We start from the raw sequence: 21,502 nt of genomic DNA, 5'->3' as shown, positions 1-21,502 counted from the left end.
TCGTTCGTCAGCCCGTCATGTTACTGAAGCGGCGGGCCTTTGACCAGACAGGTGAGTCTTAAAGCTATTTACTTTAGGGTAAAGCGCGCGTAGAACCGCGAATAATCAGCTCGCAATCCATTAAACGCGAGCCGCTGCTCACATTTTGCCCCTGCATCTGATCGAGCAACAGCAGCATCGCTTCGCGACCAATGTCAAAACGCGGCTGCGCCACGGTTGTCAACGGAGGGTCGCAAAACTCGGCCAGCGCGATATTGTCAAAGCCGATAATCGACAGATCGTCAGGTACTTTCAGACCCTGGCGCTTGGCCCAGGAGAGGGCGCCCAGCGCCATTACGTCGCTATGACAAAAGACGGCGGTAGGCGGCAACGGTTGCTCAAGCAACTGCTTTAATGCGTTTGCCCCGGCTTCAAAGGTAAAGTCGCCACGGGCGATGTAATGCGGATCGACCACAATGCCACTGCGTCTTAATGCCTGTACGTAACCTTGTAAGCGATAGTGACAGAGCGGCATATCTTCCGGCCCCGCAATACAACCAATCCGCTTGTGGCCCAAATCCAACAGGTAATTCATGGCGTTGAACGCGGCGGTCAGGTTATCGATATGTACCGTCGGCAATTCAAGCTCCGGCGCGAACTCATTCGACATCACCATCGGAGGCAAATTGCGCTGCTCCTCAACGCTGGCGTCAAAGGGCAGTCGGGAACTGAGAAGTACCATGCCGTCGATCTGTTTGGTGATGATGAGATTAAGAAAGGTTTTTTCTTTCTGGTTTTGATGGGCGCAATCGCCAATCAGCACCAGATACCCCTGTTCTGCCGCGGTCACTTCGATACCGCGGATAATTTCACTGAAGAAGGGATCGCAAATATCCGGGACAATCACCAAAATCGTACGGGATTCATTGCGTTTTACATTTCGCCCCATCGACTGCGGGAAATAACCCACTTCAAGCGCGGCCTGTTCAACCCGGCTACGGGTCGACTGGGAGACTTTATCGGGGTTCATTAACGCGCGGGATACGGTTGCCGTAGAGACTTTCGCCTTCAACGCAACATCCTTCATCGTAGCGGCAGTAACCTGCTTGTTCGATTTCACTCTTTCTCCTCGCCTGGGAACTGCTGGCGCAGATCTATCCCTGGTAACACTCATCGAAAACATTTTTATCAGATAGTGCGTGGAAGCGGTTACAGAATTTTCATAAAAAGTGTGATGGATCTTTAATTTTACGATCCGCCTCGCATCGTGAGGACTATCCTTCAATCGGATCGACGTCCAGAACCCATTTAACTTTCCGCGCTTCCGGGAGCGTATTGATCAACGCCAGCGTGCCGCTGATGATGTGTTGCAGGCGAATCCGTGAAGGATGCTGAAGTAAAATTTGCCAGCGATAGCGGCCGCCGCGTTTTGGCGCGAGGGCCGGAACCGGACCTAAGATCCACAGCTTATCGTCTGATAGCGGGCTGGCCTGAATCAGATTACGCAACTGTTGGAGAAAGACGGGCGCCTGCTGATTGTTATGATCCTCTGCGCGAATAATGACGTGGCTGGTCCACGGCGGAAGCTGGAGCGTTTGCCGTTCCGCCAGCGCCTGCTCCGCAAACGCATCATAGCCTTTATACAGTAACGTTTGCAGCAGGGGATGCTCAGGATGGTGCGTTTGGAGCACCACTTCGCCCTGTTTGCCCGCGCGCCCGGCGCGGCCGGAAACCTGAGTGTAGAGCTGGGCGAAGCGTTCCGCCGAACGAAAATCTGCGGAAAAAAGCGCGCCATCGACATCCAGCAACGCCACCAGCGTGACATCCGGAAAGTGATGGCCTTTCGCCAGCATTTGTGTGCCTATCAGGATGCGTGCTCCGCCGCGGTGAACTTCCGCCAGATGCTGCTCCAGCGCGCCTTTACGACTGGTGGTATCACGGTCGATTCGTGAGATCGGCACGCCGGGGAAGAAGGGCGCCAGCACCTGCTCCAGCTGTTCCGTCCCTAACCCAACCGGTAACATATGTGTGGAGCCGCAGGAGGGGCACTGACGCGGTACCGGACGCTGGCTGTCGCAGTGATGACAGCGTAAATGATGCTGCGCCTGGTGCAGCGTGTAGTAGTGATCGCAACGCGGGCACTCTGCAATCCAGCCGCAGTCGTGGCAAAGCAGCGCGGGCGCGAATCCCCGGCGGTTAAGAAATAAAATTACCTGATTGTCGGCCTGGAGATGTTGGCGCATACGGGCGATAAGGGCGGGCGCCAGTCCCGCCTGAAGACGCTGGCCTTTTAAATCCAGCACATGCTGCAGGGCTGGGCGGGCGTTGCCTGCGCGCCGCGTCAGACGCAGCATCCGGTATTTTTTCTGCCGCACGTTGCATAGCGTTTCCAGGGCTGGGGTGGCGGAGCCGAGAATAATCGGGATCTGCTCGCTATGGGCGCGATACACTGCCAAATCGCGGGCATGGTAGCGCCACCCTTCCTGCTGTTTATAAGAGCTGTCGTGCTCTTCGTCGATGACAATCACGCCAAGATTTTTAAACGGCGTAAACAGCGAGGAGCGCGTGCCGATGACAATCGCCGCTTCGCCGTTTTTCGCTTTCAGCCATGCCGAAAGACGCTCGCTGTCGTTTAGCCCGGAATGCAGCACTTCCACCGGCGCGTTAAAACGTTCGCGAAAACGGGCGATCGTTTGCGGCGTCAGGCCGATTTCCGGCACCATCACCAGCGCCTGTTTGCCCTGGGCGAGGACGTTTTCCAGCACGCTCAGATACACTTCGGTCTTGCCGGAACCGGTTACGCCTGCCAGCAACCAGGCGGAGAAACCGTCCGACGCGCTGTGAATTGCGCCGACTGCTGTCGCCTGTTCGGTATTCAGCCGCAGGCGCTCTCCTGCGATGGCATAATGCTCCCGCCAGTCGGTAAACGCGGGCGCTTCACTGGCAAGCTCACAAAGCCCCTTACGCCGCAGCGTTTGCAGCGTGGCGTCAGTAAAATCAAGCTCGGCTACCTGATAGCGCCAGATCTTTCCTTGCCGTAGCGCCGCCAGCGCCTGTTGTTGTTTGGCGGAGCGTTTCAGGCTGTTGATGTCGACGGCTTGCCCCTCTTCGGTGGCGAACCAATACCATAGGGGCGCGTTGCTGGCTGGTTTTCCCTGACGCAGTAAAACCGGCAGAGCGTGAAACAGAACGTCGCCGAGGGGGTGGTGGTAGTAATCCGCCGCCCAGAGGAGTAAGCGCCAGATGGAGGGAGAAAAGATTGGTTCGTTATCCAGGATGTCAATGACCGATTTTAATTCATCGAGCGGCAATTCGCTGTGGTCGCTAACCGAGACGACAATGCCCACGCGCTCTTGCTGCTTGCCGAACGGCACACGCACGCGGCACCCGGCTTTGGCGACCCCGCCTTCCGGCAGCAGGTAATCAAAGGTTCGGGGAAGCGGAACGGGCAAGGCAACGTGCGCGACGGACATAGCATCTTCCTGACTTGAAATTTCGTCGGGTAGTATACACATTACGATAAGGGAGCGCGGATCAGTTTGCATACGGTGGTCAAATTCTGTATGATTCGCCGCCTTTGGTGCGTGTTGTGAGCATCAAACCCTTTACTATTAACTTCGCGTGGTGTCTGGCGTTAGGGCTGGAAGAGCGACGCGGCCTTACACTGAGGTTCCCCATGAAAAAAGGTATTCACCCGAATTACGTAGAAATTACTGCAACCTGTTCTTGCGGTAATGTTATCAAAACCCACTCTACCGTGGGTCACGACCTGAACCTGGACGTGTGCGGCAAATGCCACCCGTTCTTCACTGGTAAGCAGCGTGTTGTTGATACCGGTGGTCGTGTTGAGCGCTTCAACAAGCGCTTCAGCATCCCTGGCAGCAAATAAGTTACCGCCAGAAAAAAAAGCGCCGCAGGGCGCTTTTTTTGTTTTCTAGGGATAACAGTATTTGTTCAGACACATTCTGTGATCCGTAATCGCTTTCATTACGCTTCCTGCCGTGAGTTTTAACGAAGGATTTATAGTTAGTCCCGCGCTTTCCAGCCCCTTCGCTGTCCATTTATTGCAGGTATTGAGTATGCCGTAGCGGCCATTCGCGGCGTAAAACTGGCTATCGCCGTAAATTCCTTGTTTTAACGGAATCAGATTACCCTCTTCGTCACGCGCAAAGCTGCGGCCCAGATAGCGCATCAGACTGTTACGCTGGTTTGTGTGCAGAAGCAGTGATTTTATCTCGCTACCGGCGAAATAGCGTTCTGGTTTACCGGAAAAGGCGACGATGTGCATAACCGCGCCGGATGACCAGAACATGGCCTGGAGCGTAAGCGCGGTGGTTATTTCTTGTGACTGATAAAAGCCCTTATCGCCCCAGCCGATTTCATACCACTGCGTCTCCTGAGCGAACCGTTTTTTAAGCTGTGGCAGAACGGTATTAACATCATGGGCCGGCGCAATAATTCCCGTGTGCCAGCCATGACTGACGATATAGATTTCCGTCGGGTAGGGCTGTCCGCCTGTCGTAGGTTTTACGGCTTGTGGAAAGGTTGTGCAGCCATATAGCAATAAACTTAACCAGGCGATAAAGAGATTTTTCATGACATATCACCAGCAAAGGCGCGGTATGTTGTGGCGTTTGTCTAATGACGCTGCGCTTATCGGGTCGGTGCCGGATTGGTAATTCATTGATATTTTTGCATTCCTCTTCGAGGGCAATAAGGCGAATGTCATAACTACAATACGTTTTAACCATTCAGGCGGAAGTTAGCTTCCGCCTGTTTTACTTTTACTATCTCGCTTTATTTTTTAAACATCTGCTCTGGATCGATAATCAGCGCCCGATAACCCAGCATACCGGCACGGTTACTGTGTACTTTTAGCTCCAGCATCACATCCTGAGTACCGTCTTTGACTTCATCCAGAACGGAAACGATCGGTTTTGTACCGCTCATTCCCGCTGTGGCCGAGTACATGAACATCGTTTTGGTTTCCGGGCGATATTCCGTGACGGAAGTAATGGCGCTGTACCAGTCAAAACCGCGCTCTTTACCATATTCCCACATTTGGGAAACCGTCATATTTTTTTCGTCAATCTGATATTCCACGCCGCGGGAATATTTCATTGACGGCATGGCCGGTTGTTCCATGCCGCGCGCATCGCCGTTATCAAAGGCGGTCACGACGGTTTTACCTCCGGTGCTTTTGGATGGCACTAACCAACCGGTATGTTGTGTCCATGTCCAGTCAAATCCACCGTCGCAGTGGTGAGCTTCGCAGGTTAGCGGTTTACCGTTGCTGTCTACGGGTTTCGGCACTTTTTTCGCCAGTTCGCCTTTCCAGCCGGATGGATCGGAAAGTATCCATTTCACTTTTTTATCGCGGCCAATTTTGATGATGGCAGACTGGTGGCGCGAGCTAATGATAATGCTGTCGTCGCGAGGATCGTAGCTGACGGAGTTAACATGCGCCCAGTTGCGGCCCGGGCCGGAGCCCGCGATATCGCCGAAGGGTTGTTTTGCAAGCTGCTCTTTGGTCATGACCTGACCGGAATGTTCGGCATCGACGCTCAAACATACCGCTCCCTGATCCATCGCCAGAATAACGTCGTCACGATAGGGGTCGAGGATTTTTGGCAGATCCCAGTAATCGACGGTATCGCCGTTCTGGTCAACTTCAAGAATATGATCACGCACAGTATTGATGGTGTATTTACCATTTAATGGATAATTTTCTTTTGCGACACGCGGCAGGTAGGTGCCTTTCGGCGTTTCGGTAATGGCGTGCGAAAAATCAATAAATCCTTTTGGCAGTCGTTTATCAGAAATAACGCGGCCTAAGAAATCATATTTAAAGTAACGTTGACCCTGGCCAAAAATAAGATTGCCATCGTTAACCTGATGGAAGCTCATCATGGAACCAAAACGCGTTATATCATCCTGGTTACGGAATTTATCAATATTCATATAGCCACGAACATCGCCATTCGTATCGCTAATCCAGTTGATACCGGTATAATCCCAGTTCGCCGCGCCGCCTGCGGCATGCATAATGTGGCCGGCTCTTGGCATCCCCGTTATATGGTTAAAAAGATATAAGCGATTTTTAAGCGAGCTATCGACTTTAACCGGTTCTACCGTAGGAAGAACGGCAGTTTGCCCGGTAGTAGAGGGTAATGATACCGGTGCGGCGTAAATGGACCACGTATAAGTTTGTTTTTTACCTTCTTCAGTCCAGTCAACTTTAACCTTATTGACATAATCTGGATACAAGCCAAATACAGGTATGCCGTCATGGGTATTTATAGCCTGCGGGCCGACATCATAACTGATCGGGATACCTTTTTCCCCTTTCCCTAAAACGGTAACCTTCACGTCCTGTACATTATGATTGGCTTTATTAATGATTGCTGTTAATGGGAAAACGCCGCCGTAGGGAGCGACATCGACCATACCTAATGGCCCCTCATGGACTGGAATGACATATGCTGATGCGACCATTGGCCTGTTTGGGTCTAAAACGCCTGAGGCCAAAACGCTGCCGCTCAAACACAGGCAGCATAATACAGGTAAGACTTTCCTTGTAAATAACATATTTATTTCCCCATTCGATATTATCGATAAAATGAATATATATTAACCTTCTTATTTATCGGAGATGAAAAAACATTTAAAAAAGTAAAACAATCCGCGGAGGGGAATAATGATGTTGGTCACAAATATGAGGTGTCCATGGTCTTTTTAACAATACTCATCGTTATACTATTTGCTCAGTAAATATATGGCGCTGTATTATTATTCATATGCGCTTTGCTACGTGAAACATTAAATAAATATTAGAAGTTTAAATATAATAAAATTATATCGGTTATAACATGCCGGGAATTTTTTCCAGGAAAATAACGAAGAGAAACTTATCATGTCTGACAAATTTATCCACCGAGGGCTATTCGGGAAGATGAACATTTAGAACAATGTCGGAGATAGCCGTGTACAAGGGGAATCGTTAAAAAAGCGCGGCCAGAGGCGTTCTGACCGCATGCTTTGCTATCAGTATTCCCACGTTTCCGGATCAATCCCCATCTCACGCATGATCTCTTTTGCCGCTTCCGGGATTTCATCGCTGCGCTCTTTTCGCAGATCGGCATCATCCGGCAAGGGTTGCCCGGTAAAGGCGTGCAGAAATGCTTCACACAACAGCTCGCTGTTGGTGGCGTGGCGCAGGTTGTTCACCTGACGACGCGTACGTTCATCGGTGAGGATTTTTAACACCTTCAGAGGAATGGAAACCGTAATTTTTTTGACTTGCTCACTCTTCTTACCGTGCTCAGCGTATGGGCTGATATATTCGCCGCTCCATTCAGCCATGAGATACTTAATCCTCTTCGTCATTAATATTGAGGTCTGAACCTGAGCCCGGACCATAATCGCGCGTAGTTTACCGTAGTGGCGCGGCCCTGACACGAAGTTAGCGGTCGCAGATGTGCGCTAATGCATATAATTTTAACGGCTATTTGCGGTTTGCTCAATCTATACGCAAAGAAGTTTAGATGTCCAGATGTATTGACGTCTATTGTGGTAGTGGTTAATCTGTGGCCTGACTTTCACCGACTCAGCCAGGAATATCTTCATATGACGCGTAAACAGGCCACTATCGCAGTGCGTAGCGGATTAAACGATGACGAACAATACGGCTGCGTTGTGCCGCCAATCCATCTCTCCAGTACCTATAACTTTACCGGTTTCAATGAGCCGCGCGCGCATGATTATTCCCGCCGCGGTAATCCCACGCGTGATGTTGTTCAGCGCGCATTAGCGGAACTGGAAGGCGGCGCGGGCGCGGTATTGACGAATACCGGCATGTCGGCGATTCATCTGGTCACCACCGTTTTCCTCAAGCCGGGCGATCTGCTGGTCGCGCCGCATGATTGCTATGGCGGCAGTTATCGTCTGTTTGACAGTCTGGCGACACGCGGCTGTTATCGTGTGCGGTTTGTCGATCAGGGCGATGAACGCGCCTTACAGGCGGCGCTGGAAGAAAAACCGAAGCTGGTACTGGTAGAAAGTCCAAGTAATCCATTGTTACGCGTGGTGGATATTGCGAAAATCTGTCGGCTGGCGCGCGAGGCGGGCGCAGTGAGCGTCGTTGATAACACGTTTTTAAGCCCGGCGCTGCAAAATCCGCTGGCGTTGGGTGCCGATCTGGTGTTGCATTCATGCACGAAATATCTCAACGGTCATTCGGATGTCGTGGCCGGCGTGGTGATTGCGAAAGATCCGGAAGTGGTCACTGAACTGGCGTGGTGGGCGAATAATATTGGCGTGACCGGCGGGGCGTTTGATAGCTATCTGCTGCTGCGCGGTTTGCGAACTCTGGTGCCGCGTATGGAGCTGGCGCAGCGCAACGCGCAGGCGATTGTGAAATATCTGCAAACCCAGCCGTTGGTGAAAAAACTGTATCACCCGTCGCTGCCGGAAAATCAGGGGCATGAAATTGCCGCGCGCCAGCAAAAAGGCTTTGGCGCAATGTTGAGTTTTGAACTGGATGGGGATGAGGAGACGCTGCGTCGTTTTCTGGGCGGGCTGTCGCTGTTTACGCTGGCGGAATCTTTAGGGGGAGTGGAAAGTTTGATCTCTCACGCCGCCACCATGACGCATGCCGGTATGTCGCCGCAGGCGCGTGCCGCCGCCGGGATCTCCGAAACGCTACTGCGTATCTCCACCGGTATTGAAGATGGCGAAGATTTAATTGCCGACCTGGAAAATGGCTTCCGGGCTGCAAACAAGGGGTAAACATGAGTGTGATTGCGCAGGCAGGGGCGAAAGGTCGTCAACTGCATAAATTTGGCGGCAGTAGTCTGGCGGATGTGAAGTGTTACCTGCGTGTCGCAGGCATTATGGCGGAGTATTCGCAGCCTGACGATATGATGGTAGTGTCCGCCGCAGGCAGTACCACCAACCAGTTGATTAGCTGGCTCAAGTTAAGCCAGACCGATCGCCTTTCTGCGCATCAGGTATTACAGACGTTACGCCGCTACCAGTGCGATCTGATTAGCGGGCTGCTTCCCGCCGACGCGGCAGATGACTTAACCAGCGCTTTTATCAGCGATCTGGAACGTCTTGCCGCCTTGCTCGACGGCGGCGTAACGGATGCCGTCTATGCTGAGATTGTCGGACACGGCGAAATTTGGTCGGCGAGATTGATGTCCGCCGTCCTGAATCAGCAGGGGCTGGATGCCGCCTGGCTGGACGCGCGCGCATTTTTACGCGCCGAACGCGCCGCACAGCCGCAGGTTGATGAAGGGCTATCTTATCCTTTATTGCAACAGCTACTGGCGCAGCATCCGGGCAAACGTCTGGTCGTGACCGGCTTTATCAGCCGCAATCATGACGGCGAAACGGTCCTGTTAGGCCGGAACGGTTCCGACTATTCCGCCACGCAAATCGGCGCGCTGGCGGGCGTTTCCCGCGTGACCATCTGGAGCGATGTCGCGGGCGTTTATAGTGCCGACCCGCGCAAAGTGAAAGATGCCTGCCTGCTGCCGTTGCTGCGTCTGGACGAAGCCAGCGAGCTGGCGCGTCTGGCGGCGCCTGTTCTGCACGCCCGTACGCTACAGCCAGTGTCCGGCAGCGATATCGATTTGCAGTTGCGCTGTAGCTACACGCCGGATCAAGGGTCAACCCGAATTGAACGAGTGCTGGCTTCCGGGACGGGCGCGCGTATCGTGACCAGTCACGATGATATCTGTCTGATTGAGTTTCAGGTGCCCGCCAGCCAGGATTTCAGGCTGGCGCATAAAGAGCTCGACCAAATTTTAAAACGGGCGCAGGCGCGTCCGCTGGCAGTGGGCGTGCATCGCGATCGCCAGCTATTGCAGTTCTGCTATACCGCCGAGGTAGCGGATAGCGTACTGAAACTCCTCGACGATGTCGGGCTGCCGGGCGAATTGCGCCTGCGGCAGGGGCTGGCGCTGGTGGCGATGGTCGGTGCGGGCGTTACTCGCAATCCGCTACACTGCCATCGCTTCTGGCAGCAGCTTAAAGGTCAGCCAGTGGAATTTACCTGGCAGTCGGAGGAGGGCATCAGTCTGGTGGCGGTGCTGCGTACCGGCCCAACTGAGAGCCTGATTCAGGGGCTGCATCAGTCGGTTTTCCGCGCCGAAAAACGCATTGGCCTGATGCTGTTCGGTAAGGGGAACATCGGCTCCCGTTGGCTGGAACTGTTTGCCCGTGAACAAAGCACGCTTTCCGCGCGTACTGGCTTTGAATTTGTGCTGGCGGGCGTGGTGGATAGCCGCCGTAGCCTGCTGAATTATGAAGGGCTGGATGCCAGCCGCGCGCTGGCATTCTTTGATGATGAAGCCGTTGAGCAGGACGAAGAGTCGCTATTCCTGTGGATGCGTGCGCATCCGTATGATGATTTAGTGGTGCTGGATGTGACAGCAAGCGAGCAACTGGCCGATCAGTATCTTGATTTCGCCAGCCACGGTTTTCATGTGATTAGCGCCAATAAACTGGCGGGCGCAAGCGCCAGCGATAAGTATCGCCAGATTCATGACGCGTTTGAAAAAACCGGGCGTTACTGGCTGTATAACGCCACCGTGGGCGCGGGATTGCCGATCAACCACACGGTGCGGGATCTGATTGACAGCGGCGATACGATTCTCTCGATCAGCGGGATCTTCTCCGGGACGCTATCCTGGCTGTTCCTGCAATTTGACGGCACGGTGCCGTTTACCGATCTGGTGGATCAGGCCTGGCAGCAGGGGCTGACCGAACCCGATCCGCGCGTCGATCTTTCCGGAAAAGATGTCATGCGTAAGCTGGTGATTCTGGCGCGCGAGGCGGGATACGACATCGAGCCGGATCAGGTGCGTGTAGAATCGTTGGTGCCGGCGCACTGTGAAGAAGGGTCTATCGATCACTTTTTCGAAAACGGCGACGCGCTGAATGAACAGATGGTGCAGCGTCTGGAGGCAGCCCGCGAACTGGGGCTGGTGTTGCGTTACGTGGCGCGTTTCGACGCCAATGGCAAAGCGCGCGTCGGCGTTGAAGCGGTGCGTCCGGAACATCCGCTGGCGGCGCTGCTGCCGTGCGATAATGTCTTTGCTATTGAAAGCCGCTGGTATCGCGATAACCCGCTGGTGATCCGTGGGCCGGGCGCGGGCCGCGATGTGACCGCCGGGGCGATTCAGTCGGATATCAACCGCCTGGCGCAGTTGCTGTAATAAAGGCAAGTTCGTGAGCGAAGCGCCGGGTTGCGCTTCGCTCCCTCATCAATACGTTATGCAGTCATTCTGTAGATACTGATATACGAAGCGCCATCCGATTGCTGACGAAACATTATGGCGTGATGCTTTTTACATTCTCAACCCGGATATCCATCCGGGGGTAAGGAATATTGATGCCGTTTTCATCCATCGCTTCCTTGATATTTTCCAGAAGATCGTAGTAAGTACTCCAGTACTGAGCGTTGGGCACCCATACGCGAACATAGAAATTCAGGCTAGAGGGCGCAAGTTCGCCCAGGCGGACCGTAATATCGCGGGTTTTATCAATGCGATGATCTTGTTCAATAATACGATGTATCACGCTTTTTACGTCAGCAATACGGCTTTGGTAATCCACGCCAATAATCAGATCAATACGTCGATAGGGGTGTCGTGAATAGTTGATAATATTATCAGCAATAATTTTACCATTCGGGATGACAACTTCTTTGCTATCCGCAGTGAGCAGAGTGGTGGAGAAAATATGGACCTTTTCTACTGTGCCGATAACCAGGCCAATTTGTACAATTTCCCCGGCGCGGAAAGGACGCAGGGAGACAAGCAGTACGCCTGCGGCAAAGTTGGAAAGTGCCCCTTGCAGCGCCAGACCAATGGCTAAACCCGCCGCGCCGATAACGGCAATAATTGAGGAGGTTTCTATACCGACACGGCCAAGAGCGGCTACTGCCGTGAAAGCTATCGTGATGTAGCGAACCAGCGCGGAGAAAAAGTGGACAATAGTGGCATCCACTTGCCGCCTGAGAAGTAATTTTTCCAGCCCCCTCGATAGTAAGCGAGCTATTAACTTACCGATGAAAAGTAGAATGATGGCGGCAACAACATTCCAGCCAAAATGAATTACCGAGTCACTGTGCTCGGCCATCCATTTGATCGCGCCTTTAATTTTTGGAAATAACTCAAAACCTTCCATGTTTATCCTCTGTCAGCAGTATCCGCGGTATTAGCGGTAATAAAACGGTTCATTTTTGCCTGGATAATCGCCGCGCCGACGGGTGGCAGCAGTAACGCCCAGAATAGTGTCCAGCCGGTTCGTATTCCGCCATCTTCGTTTTTATTCGCCAGCAGAGCGCGGATTTCGTCGCTAAGCGTCAGACACAATATGGCTGTGCCAAACGGCATAATGGCTGACAGCCATCCCGCGCCACATGCGGTCATGAGTCGGGGCGAAGGCGCCACAAATTGTATTTCCCGGTGAATTCTGAAGAACCAATAAATAATATAAAATGGAATGAAAAAGGCCAATAATGCGACGACAACGGGTTCTGCGCACTCAGGTCGCTGGGTTGATGAGAACCTTTTGGGCGGTGCAATATAGAAAAGTTCTTTTTTGAGCGGTAATAGTAGCAAAAGCGCGATAACCGCTAAAGTAATTACGGTTATTCCTATATAAGGAATTGAGTATATAAATATAGACAGATAGCCAGCGATGATAAATTTGAACAGTAAGCAGAGGCTAAATAAAATAACAAATGTCTGAGCACTGCCGATAGCGCTGAAAAGCAGCATGGGGACTAACAGCGTTACGATCCCCATACCCAGATTAATTAAAAACTGCGCTATGATAAGCCTGACTACGTCAGACGGGCCATTTATGCAGAAGGAACAGACCACGCCAATGATTAACAGGAGCGCAACAAAGTAGAAGGGGTAACAATTTTTTATACGGCAGACAAACCAGCTGGCAACCATACCTAGGAGGTATCCCAGTTGGCCGCAAACGAGAATAACACCAATACGATCGGCTGGAATAGACAGTGATTTACTCCAAAAATAAACACCATACGACGATCCCAGCGAACTGATAAAAGAGAGCACCAAAAAGAAAAAAGTGATCCCCCAGAATCGATAGCTACTCAGGAGATCGGCGCAGGTCCATTTTTTATCTGACATTGACGGTAAAGTAATTTCCATATTTATCCCTTGTTTTCCATAGAAAATAAGAATGTATAGAACTATTTAAATTGATAATAAATATTGATTATGTGAATAACGTTTATAGCCAATTTTAACTTAAAACGAAGGGCCATTTTATCAAATAGTTCTATTCTTTTTCAGCGTATAAAAGTAGGATGTGAGGTGATTAAATCTATAGCGCCTTCTGAATGATAATCTGTGATTTTTTATGCGTGGCATTACATCATTGGGTTAAATGTGATTCCATTGTGAGTTATATTTTTCCGTCAGCAAATACAGAATTTGCGTGACGCGTTTGGCGGAATAGTGGGCGCTTTGCTGGAATTCAGGCTGTTGCCATAGCCAGGTAACAAAGCGGCGACTAGCCGCCAGATTAACGGCGACACCTTGTTCTAAGTGGGAACCGGTTAACGAACAGACCATTTTGCGGTTGTGACCTTGCCCCCAGAGCTGCCACTGATTTTGCCACCATCCCTGCCATGTTTTGCCTAACAGTTGCCACTCTGCGCGGCAATCGTCATCGTTTATCTCTTCCTCAACGAACCACAGCGAGGAGAGACGCTGGCGAAACCGCTCCGCCCATGCCGTAATGACCGCGCCGCGCAAAAAACACTCATGGGCAATGATGTGTGTCGTGACATCAGGAAAACGGTTTTTCAGCACCCGAAAATGACCATGCGCCGTAATGACCGGGCGAAGTATTGTTCCTTGCGCGTTCCGTTTAAGCGCCGCCGGGCCATACTGAATCTCATCGAACTGGCTGCGCTGTAAAAATTGCCGTTCTTTAATGGCGATACGGTGAATAATATCGCCCTTCTCGCCCTCGGGCGGCGCAATTCCTTTCCAGTGGTAATGCAAACTTTTTCCGGCAGACAGTAACGTGAAATTGCTGGAAAGGTGAAGAATATTGCCGCGAACAGCGTCAAAACTGAATAAAAAGTACAATTGCTGGAAGGCATTCGCTCCCTGAAACGGTACGAGCAGCGGAATACTGCAAATCTGTTCCGGCGTTTCGGCGACATTCAGCGCGTGCTGTTTTGGCGTCCAGACTTTCTTACAGTACTGGCACTGAAGTCGCTGCGTTCCGCCGGGATTACGTCCATAACGAATCCATGTTTTTTGATAGCAATCGGGGCAAAAGTGACCATGCTCTTTGGCATATTGCGCGATATAAGCAGACGCCCAGCGGCGAAATTCCCCCTCGTTGAAGAGCGGCGGATAACTGCCGCAGGCTCGACAATGCAATGCCGGATAACCCAGGCGATAGTCCGGCCACACATAATCCGGCGAGTCAGGCAGCCCAAGATTGCGACAACCAGCGCTTTTGCAGGCATTAATGGTGAACAGAGGCGGCATTCATTTTACCAACGATTTTGGCAGGTCGTTGATTCTGCCTTCATAAAGCGGTACGCGGGTGTGAGGACTCTCACATAAAAAAACCTTTCAGAACGTAACGTAGCGAATCTTTATATGACTGAAAGGGACTTATTTATGAAAGTAAAACTGCTTGCTGCCGGTATTTTGTTCACGCTGCCGTTCTGGGCCTGCGCCAAAGATGTCACCATTATTTACACCAACGATCTACACGCCCATGTGGAGCCTTATAAAGTACCGTGGATTGCTGACGGTAAACGCGATATTGGCGGTTGGGCCAATATCACTACGCTGGTGAAGCAGGAAAAAGCCAAAAATAAGGCGACGTGGTTTTTTGATGCCGGAGATTACTTTACCGGACCGTATATCAGCAGCCTGACGAAGGGTAAAGCGATTATCGATATTTTGAATACCATGCAGTATGACGCTGCCACTATCGGTAATCATGAGTTCGATCATGGCTGGGACAATACATTGTTGCAACTGAGCCGAGCAAAATTCCCTATCGTGCAGGGCAATATTTTTTATGAGGACAGCAGTAAATCCTTCTGGGATAAGCCGTACACCATTGTTGAAAAAGATGGCGTCAAGATTGGCGTAATCGGCTTACACGGTGTCTTTGCTTTTAATGATACGGTATCCGCCGCGACGCGCGTGGGCATTGAGGCACGCGATGAGATTAAGTGGCTGCAACGTTACATTGATGAACTTAAAGGTAAAGTCGATCTGACCGTCGCGCTGATCCACGAAGGCACCCCGGCCCGCCAGTCCAGCATGGGGAATACCGATGTGCGACGCGCGCTGGATAAAGATATTCAGACCGCAAGTCAGGTAAAAGGGCTGGATATTTTGATTACCGGCCACGCGCATGTCGGTACGCCGGAACCGATTAAAGTCGGTAATACGCTGATTCTTTCAACGGACAGCGGCGGCATTGATGTCGGCAAATTGGTGCTGGACTACCAGGAAAAGCCGCATCAGTTTACCGTGAAGAACTTCGAGCTGAAGACCATTTTTGCTGATGAGTGGAAGCCAGATCCGCAAACGAAACAGGTGATCGACGGCTGGAACAAAAAGCTCGATAAAGTCGTGCAGCAAACGGTGGCGCAGTCGCCGGTTGAGCTGACCCGCGCGTATGGCGAATCGTCGTCGCTGGGGAATCTGGCGGCGGATGCGCTGCTTTTTACGGCGGGGAAAGACACCCAGTTAGCGCTTACTAACTCTGGCGGTATCCGCAACGAAATCCCGGCTGGCGCGGTGACGATGGGGGCGGTAATCAGTACCTTCCCGTTCCCTAATGAACTGGTCACGATGGATTTAACCGGTAAACAATTGCGCAGCCTGATGGAGCATGGCGCTGGCTTAAGCAACGGCGTATTGCAGGTGTCTAAAGGGCTGGAGATGAAGTATGACAGCAGCAAACCTGTCGGCCAGCGGGTTACCGTGCTGACGCTCAATGGCAAGCCGATTGATGATGCGGCGGTTTATCACATCGCTACCAACAGCTTCCTTGCCGACGGCGGCGACGGTTTTGCGGCATTCACGGAAGGCCAGGCGCGGAATACCTCCGGCGGCTACTATGTGTCGAATGCGATAGTCGATTACTTTAAGGCGGGCAACACCATCACGGATGAGCAGCTCAAAGGAATGCGCGTTGCGGATGTGAAGAAGTAAGGGGTTACTTGCCTGTGCGCAATGGCCTTTAGCGCATTCAGGCCGGACGGCGGTATGTCTGGCCTGGATCATTCGTGGACCGCGGATATCAACCGTCTGGCGTAGCGCCTGCAATTTTGCCGGGTTACGCGCTGTGTTCCCGGCATGTTCCTGCTGAAATTTACCCCTCTATCCGGTGGTCTGCGTCCTGCGTAAAAAGTGGCGGGGTGCAGGGGAAACTTTCCCTGCGAAAATCATCGCATGATGAATTTTCGGGGGAACCGCATGATAAACAACGATCCGCTTTTTGATCTGCTTAACAAAGAGCAACAGCGCCAGCAGCACTCGCTGGAACTGATTGCCTCGGAGAATTTCGCCAGCCCTGCCGTTCTTGCGGCACAAGGGTCGGTGTTAACCAATAAATACGCCGAAGGCTATTACCAGCACCGCTACTACGGCGGCTGTAAGTTCATTGATGAGGTTGAGATGCTGGCGATAACCCGCGCGCAGCAACTTTTCGGCGCGCGTTACGTTAACGTGCAGCCTCACTCCGGCAGCCAGGCGAATCAGGCGGTATATCTGGCGCTGCTGAAACCCGGCGACAAAATTCTGGGCATGAGCCTGCAATGCGGCGGCCATCTCACTCACGGTTCGCCGGTCAATCAATCCGGTAAATGGTTTAACGCCTTTCATTATGGCGTCGATGCGCATAGCGGTCTTATTGATATGGATGAGGTTGAGACGATCGCGAAGCGTGAGCGCCCGCGGCTGATTATCGCCGGGGGATCGGCCTACCCACGACACTATGATTTTGCCCGCTTTCGCCGCATTGCCGATGCCGTCGGCGCGATACTGCTGGTGGATATGGCGCATTTTGCCGGGCTGGTGGCGGGCGGCTGTTTCCCCTCGCCGCTGGCGTATGCCGATGTGATTACCACCACCACGCATAAAACGTTGCGCGGGCCGCGTGGCGGCATGATTCTGGCCAACGACGCCCGGCTGGCGAAAAAAATCGACAGCGCCATCTTTCCCGGCTTGCAGGGCGGGCCGTTGATGCACGTTATCGCGGCTAAAGCGGTGGCGCTTGGCGAAGCGCTACAGCCTGAATTTAAACGTTACGCCGGGCAGGTAATCGAAAATGCGCAAGCGATGTGTCAGCAACTGGCGCAGCGCGGCCTGACGCTGTTAACGGGCGGTACCGACTGCCATCTGGGCATTATCGACCTGCGCCCGCAGGGGTTAACCGGCGCCCAGGTGGAATACTTTCTCGAACTGGCGGGGATCACGGTCAATAAAAACACGCTGCCAGGCGATCCGCAGCCGCCGTCGATTACCTCCGGGATTCGCATTGGCAGCGCAGCCTGTGCCACCCGCGGAATGAATGCCGATGATTTTACGCTGATCGCGGGCTGGATCAGTGAAATTATTTTTGCCATCAAGACGCCGAATATTACAGATATTTGCGCCGATATTCGGCAAAAAGTGACTAAATTAACCACCAACTATCCGTTGCCTTACCAATGATGAAACTTGCTGAAATTCAGGCGGCGTGCGGCGTTCTTTGTGTAGATCTCGCCGCTGTCGTTGACAATTATCAAACGCTGGCGCGCCATGTCGCCCCCGCGCAATGCGGCGCAGTACTGAAAGCCAATGGCTATGGTCTGGGGGCGGAGGCGATTGCGCCAGCCCTGTATGCGGCCAATTGCCGGATCTTTTTTGTCGCGCAACTTTCTGAAGGGGTGGCGCTACGTAAAATCCTGTCGGCTGACGCGATGGTGGTGTTGCTTAATGGCGTCATGCCGCAGGCGATGCCGCTTTGTTGCGCGCAACAGATCACGCCGTTGCTGAATTCTGTTGACCAGGTGATGGCGTGGCTGGCACTACAGGAGGCGCGGTCGCAGCGGCGTCCGGTTTTGATCCAGCTTGATTCCGGCATGTCGCGGCTGGCCGCGATTTTTCGCCAGCGTGGCTGGGCTGCGCCAGACTATATCATCAGCCATCTGGCGAACGCCGACAGGCCGGATCATGCGTTAAATGTCTATCAGCATACGCTACTCCAGCAGGCAAAAGAGGCATTCCCAACCAGCCGTTATTCGCTGGCAAATTCCTGCGGTATGTTTCTGCATCCGGCCTGGCGGGAAGATCTCTGCCGTCCGGGCGTTGCGCTGTTCGGCGTCGCCCAGCCGTGGTTTTCAACGCCGTTAAAACCGGCATTTACGCTGACGCTGAGCATTCTGCGTGTGCAAGACGTGCCAGTTGGGACGCCGATTGGCTACGGCAGTACGGTTACTACTACTCGCCCGCTGCGTATCGCCACGGTATCCGCCGGATACGCTGATGGGATTCCACGTAATTTGCGTCCTCCGGCGGGCGTGTGCTGGCGCGGGGTTCGGTTACCGGTATTGGGGCGGGTTTGCATGGACAGCTTTATGGTGGACGCCAGCGCCATCATGCCAACGCCTGGCGATGTTGTGGAGTTTATTGGCGTGAGCCAGACGCTGGAAGAGGTTGCCGCCGCCTGCGATACCATCCCTTATGAGATTATGACCCGGCTTGGCGGGCGTTTTCGGCGCATAATGCAGCCCGCAGAAGCTTGACTCCATTTTCAATCTCGTAGGGGGTAAACGCGGCGAATCCCAGCAGCCAGCCCGTGGGCGCGGGGTGCGTCAGCCAGAACTGGCGCATCCCGGCGATGTTTAACCCGGCCCGCCGCGCGGCGTTAAGGGTCTGTTGTTCGTCAATACCTTCATGCAGCCAGCAGGGCATTTGTAATCCTCCGGGCGTCACGACCGGCGTCACCCAGTCACTAAGATGCTGATTGATGGCCTGCGCCAGGCACGCCTGCCGTACCGCGTACATACTGCGCATGGTGCGGATATGGGCGGCAAAATGGCCGGATGCGATAAATCGCGCCAGCGTCAATTGGGTCAACGCGGGCGTTGCGCCATCAAGCAAATTACGCGCAGCGGCAAAATGCGCGGCCAGCGACGCAGGCACCACCAGATAACCAATGCGCAGACCGGGGTAGAGCGTTTTGCTGAAGGTGCCGACATACAGGGTGCGCTGCTCGCGATCTAACCCCTGCATACAGGCGACGGGCGCGCCGTTGTAGTGAAATTCACTGTCGTAGTCATCTTCGATAATCCAGGCATTATGCGTCCGCGCCCAGTCAATCAGGGCATGACGCCGCGCCAGAGAGAGCAAATGACCGGAGGGAAACTGGTGCGACGGCGTAACGTAAACCAGCGGCGCAGGCGGCAGTTTATCCACCCGAATACCGTCTCTATCGACTTCAATGGGAAGAAGGTTGAGCTGTGCGGCAGAGAATGCCTGACGTGCGCCGGGATAGCCTGGATTTTCCATCACCACCGACTGTCCGGCCTCTGCCAGCAGTTGCCCGCATAGCCAGAATGCCTGACGCGCGCCACTGACAATCACAATCTGCTGCGCGTCGACCTTCGCGCCGCGTTCAAAATTGAGATAATGAGCAATTTGCTGGCGCAGTTCCGGCTCTCCCTGCGGATCGCCATGCAGCATTAGCGTATGCGCCCGCTCGCGCTGGATCTGGCGGGCAAAATTCTGCCAAATGGTTTGCGGGAAGTTTCGCGTTTCCGCAAGGCCGAGCGTAAACGTCTGCACTCGGCGGGCATCGAAAGATACGGCGCGATCGGCAATCGTCTGCCAGCGGGCGCTAAGTGTGGGCGTCTGGCGAGGCGATGGCGGCAGGCTGTGCTGCCCCTGAATATGCGGAATCCCCTGGCGGCAGGCTGTGCTGCCCCTGAATATGCGGAATCCCCTGGCGGCTGGCGAAACTCCCGGCCCCTTGCCTGCGGGTCATAAAGCCGTCGCGCTGAAGCTGGGAATAGGCATTTTCAACCGTATCTCTGGACAGGCGAAGCTGCTGCGCCAGCGCGCGAGCGGACGGCAGTTTTGCGCCATCGACCAGCGCGCCGGAAATGACCAACTGACGAAAAGCGTGGTACAGGCGCAGATGCAGCGGCAGGTTACGCCACACTTGCGCGTCGATCATGATATGTATCGACTCGAAATTCGCTGTGTTCATCTTCTGGTTCCCCCGTCCCTGCGTCGCCAAAGCCGTTGAATCATATCATTTACGCCTTATTTTTTATGTGTTGAAGAACACCCGGAACCGTATGAAGAAGGTATTGCTCAAGATGATGGAGAATGAAGTTTTTTCAACTTTGCTGAATATTCCTCATTCTTTAGCGTGATTTTTCAGTTGACGTCCTTCTGCTTTTCCGTCATTTTTACATCTGGACGTCTAAACGGATAGATGTTTACAACACAACAAATAATAACATGCGATTGATGAGGTAAGGTATGAGCTTTTTTCACGCCAACCAGCGGGAAGCCCTGAATCAGAGCCTGGCGGAAGTACAGGGTCAGATTAACGTTTCGTTTGAATTTTTCCCGCCGCGCACCAGTGAAATGGAGCAAACCCTGTGGAACTCCATCGATCGCCTGAGCAGTCTGAAACCGAAGTTTGTTTCGGTAACGTATGGCGCCAACTCCGGGGAGCGCGACCGCACTCATAGCGTTATTAAAGGCATTAAAGAGCGTACTGGGCTTGAGGCCGCGCCGCACCTTACCTGTATTGACGCCACCCGCGATGAACTGCGCACCATCGCCCGCGACTACTGGAATAACGGTATCCGCCACATTGTCGCTTTGCGCGGCGATTTGCCGCCGGACAGCGGTAAGCCGGAGATGTACGCCGCCGATCTGGTTGGTTTGCTCAAAGAGGTGGCCGATTTCGATATTTCAGTAGCAGCCTATCCGGAGGTACATCCGGAAGCGAAAAGCGCGCAGGCCGATCTGCTTAATCTGAAGCGTAAAGTGGATGCTGGCGCTAACCGCGCGATAACCCAATTTTTCTTCGATGTGGAAAGCTACCTGCGTTTTCGCGACCGCTGTGTTTCTGCCGGTATCGACGTAGAGATTATTCCCGGCATTTTACCGGTGTCTAACTTTAAACAGGCGAAAAAATTTGCCGATATGACCAATGTCCGCATTCCGTCCTGGATGTCACTGATGTTTGAGGGGCTGGATAATGACGCAGAAACCCGCAAGCTGGTGGGCGCTAACATTGCGATGGACATGGTGAAAATTTTAAGCCGTGAAGGAGTGAAGGATTTCCACTTCTACACGTTGAATCGTGCGGAAATGAGTTATGCCATTTGCCACACACTGGGCGTAAGACCGGGTTTATAACCTCCAGCTCCCTGCCGGGAGCTTTATTACACCTCATATTGATCTACATCTCTGTAACTAAAAAT

At 53.0% G+C, this 21,502-nt stretch carries 15 protein-coding genes and 1 pseudogene; 7 read left to right on the top strand and 9 right to left on the bottom strand.

Features of this window, described 5'->3' with window-relative positions; genetic code table 11:
* Positions 1-73: 73 nt before the first annotated feature.
* The gene (gene cytR, locus ACQ29O_RS21795; protein ID WP_000841337.1) at positions 74-1,099 is read right to left on the bottom strand and encodes a DNA-binding transcriptional regulator CytR; all 1,026 of its coding nucleotides are present in this window, start codon (positions 1,097-1,099) and stop codon (positions 74-76) included.
* Positions 1,100-1,253: 154 nt separating this feature from the next.
* Positions 1,254-3,452, bottom strand: coding sequence for a primosomal protein N' (priA, locus tag ACQ29O_RS21790; RefSeq protein ID WP_000109382.1), 2,199 nt, complete (start codon positions 3,450-3,452; stop codon positions 1,254-1,256).
* Positions 3,453-3,655: 203 nt separating this feature from the next.
* Between priA and rpmE the strand changes: the two genes are divergently transcribed.
* Positions 3,656-3,868, top strand: a complete 213-nt coding sequence (gene rpmE / locus ACQ29O_RS21785) for a 50S ribosomal protein L31 (RefSeq protein WP_000715284.1) — start codon at positions 3,656-3,658, stop codon at positions 3,866-3,868.
* A gap of 45 nt (positions 3,869-3,913) precedes the next feature.
* On the opposite strand, the gene ACQ29O_RS21780 is transcribed toward rpmE, so the two are convergent.
* The 3 genes from ACQ29O_RS21780 to metJ all read right to left on the bottom strand — a co-directional run bounded on the left by ACQ29O_RS21780 (position 3,914) and on the right by metJ (position 7,341).
* Entirely contained in the window at positions 3,914-4,576 is a 663-nt protein-coding gene (locus tag ACQ29O_RS21780; RefSeq protein WP_000792803.1) for a TIGR02117 family protein, read from the bottom strand.
* A gap of 200 nt (positions 4,577-4,776) precedes the next feature.
* Positions 4,777-6,567, bottom strand: a complete 1,791-nt coding sequence (locus ACQ29O_RS21775) for an aryl-sulfate sulfotransferase (RefSeq protein WP_020937218.1) — start codon at positions 6,565-6,567, stop codon at positions 4,777-4,779.
* 456 nt (positions 6,568-7,023) lie between these two features.
* A complete protein-coding gene (gene metJ / locus ACQ29O_RS21770) occupies positions 7,024-7,341 on the bottom strand; it encodes a met regulon transcriptional regulator MetJ (protein ID WP_000852811.1) in 318 nt (105 codons plus the stop codon).
* A 264-nt stretch (positions 7,342-7,605) separates the two neighbouring features.
* Between metJ and metB the strand changes: the two genes are divergently transcribed.
* Complete coding sequence (gene metB / locus ACQ29O_RS21765) at positions 7,606-8,766, top strand: cystathionine gamma-synthase (RefSeq protein ID WP_000197216.1); 1,161 nt, start codon at positions 7,606-7,608, stop codon at positions 8,764-8,766.
* Between the two features lie 2 nt (positions 8,767-8,768).
* The gene (gene metL, locus ACQ29O_RS21760; RefSeq protein ID WP_000110811.1) at positions 8,769-11,201 is read left to right on the top strand and encodes a bifunctional aspartate kinase/homoserine dehydrogenase II; all 2,433 of its coding nucleotides are present in this window, start codon (positions 8,769-8,771) and stop codon (positions 11,199-11,201) included.
* 115 nt (positions 11,202-11,316) lie between these two features.
* On the opposite strand, the gene mscS is transcribed toward metL, so the two are convergent.
* From mscS to ACQ29O_RS21745, 3 genes are all read right to left on the bottom strand, one after another.
* Entirely contained in the window at positions 11,317-12,174 is an 858-nt protein-coding gene (gene mscS, locus ACQ29O_RS21755; protein ID WP_020937216.1) for a small-conductance mechanosensitive channel MscS, read from the bottom strand.
* 2 nt (positions 12,175-12,176) lie between these two features.
* Positions 12,177-13,175 (bottom strand): hypothetical protein, encoded by a 999-nt coding sequence (locus ACQ29O_RS21750; protein ID WP_000406824.1) that lies wholly within the window; start codon positions 13,173-13,175, stop codon positions 12,177-12,179.
* 234 nt (positions 13,176-13,409) lie between these two features.
* Positions 13,410-14,534: a hypothetical protein gene (locus tag ACQ29O_RS21745; RefSeq protein WP_001134811.1), complete on the bottom strand. Its 1,125-nt coding sequence runs from the start codon at positions 14,532-14,534 to the stop codon at positions 13,410-13,412.
* A gap of 135 nt (positions 14,535-14,669) precedes the next feature.
* On the opposite strand from ACQ29O_RS21745, the gene ACQ29O_RS21740 reads away from it, so the two are divergent.
* The 3 genes from ACQ29O_RS21740 to ACQ29O_RS21730 all read left to right on the top strand — a co-directional run bounded on the left by ACQ29O_RS21740 (position 14,670) and on the right by ACQ29O_RS21730 (position 18,802).
* Entirely contained in the window at positions 14,670-16,226 is a 1,557-nt protein-coding gene (locus ACQ29O_RS21740; protein WP_000865260.1) for a bifunctional metallophosphatase/5'-nucleotidase, read from the top strand.
* A gap of 264 nt (positions 16,227-16,490) precedes the next feature.
* Positions 16,491-17,729: a serine hydroxymethyltransferase gene (locus ACQ29O_RS21735; RefSeq protein WP_014341216.1), complete on the top strand. Its 1,239-nt coding sequence runs from the start codon at positions 16,491-16,493 to the stop codon at positions 17,727-17,729.
* On the top strand, positions 17,726-18,802 hold the full coding sequence (locus ACQ29O_RS21730; RefSeq protein ID WP_000976813.1) for an alanine racemase: 1,077 nt from the start codon (positions 17,726-17,728) through the stop codon (positions 18,800-18,802). The genes ACQ29O_RS21735 and ACQ29O_RS21730 overlap by 4 nt, the downstream gene beginning before the upstream one ends.
* Here ACQ29O_RS21730 and ACQ29O_RS21725 read toward each other — a convergent pair.
* Positions 18,747-20,268, bottom strand: a pseudogene (locus ACQ29O_RS21725) (PLP-dependent aminotransferase family protein). The gene ACQ29O_RS21730 and the pseudogene ACQ29O_RS21725 overlap by 56 nt on opposite strands.
* 278 nt (positions 20,269-20,546) lie before the next feature.
* Between ACQ29O_RS21725 and metF the strand changes: the two are divergent.
* Entirely contained in the window at positions 20,547-21,437 is an 891-nt protein-coding gene (metF, locus tag ACQ29O_RS21720; protein WP_000007505.1) for a methylenetetrahydrofolate reductase, read from the top strand.
* Positions 21,438-21,502: the final 65 nt, after the last annotated feature.

The organism is Salmonella sp. GDC200615, from assembly GCF_050574145.1.
Classification (GTDB): domain Bacteria; phylum Pseudomonadota; class Gammaproteobacteria; order Enterobacterales; family Enterobacteriaceae; genus Salmonella; species Salmonella enterica.
Note: the sequence above shows the minus strand (reverse complement) of the source record. Positions and strands in the feature narration are given on the sequence as shown.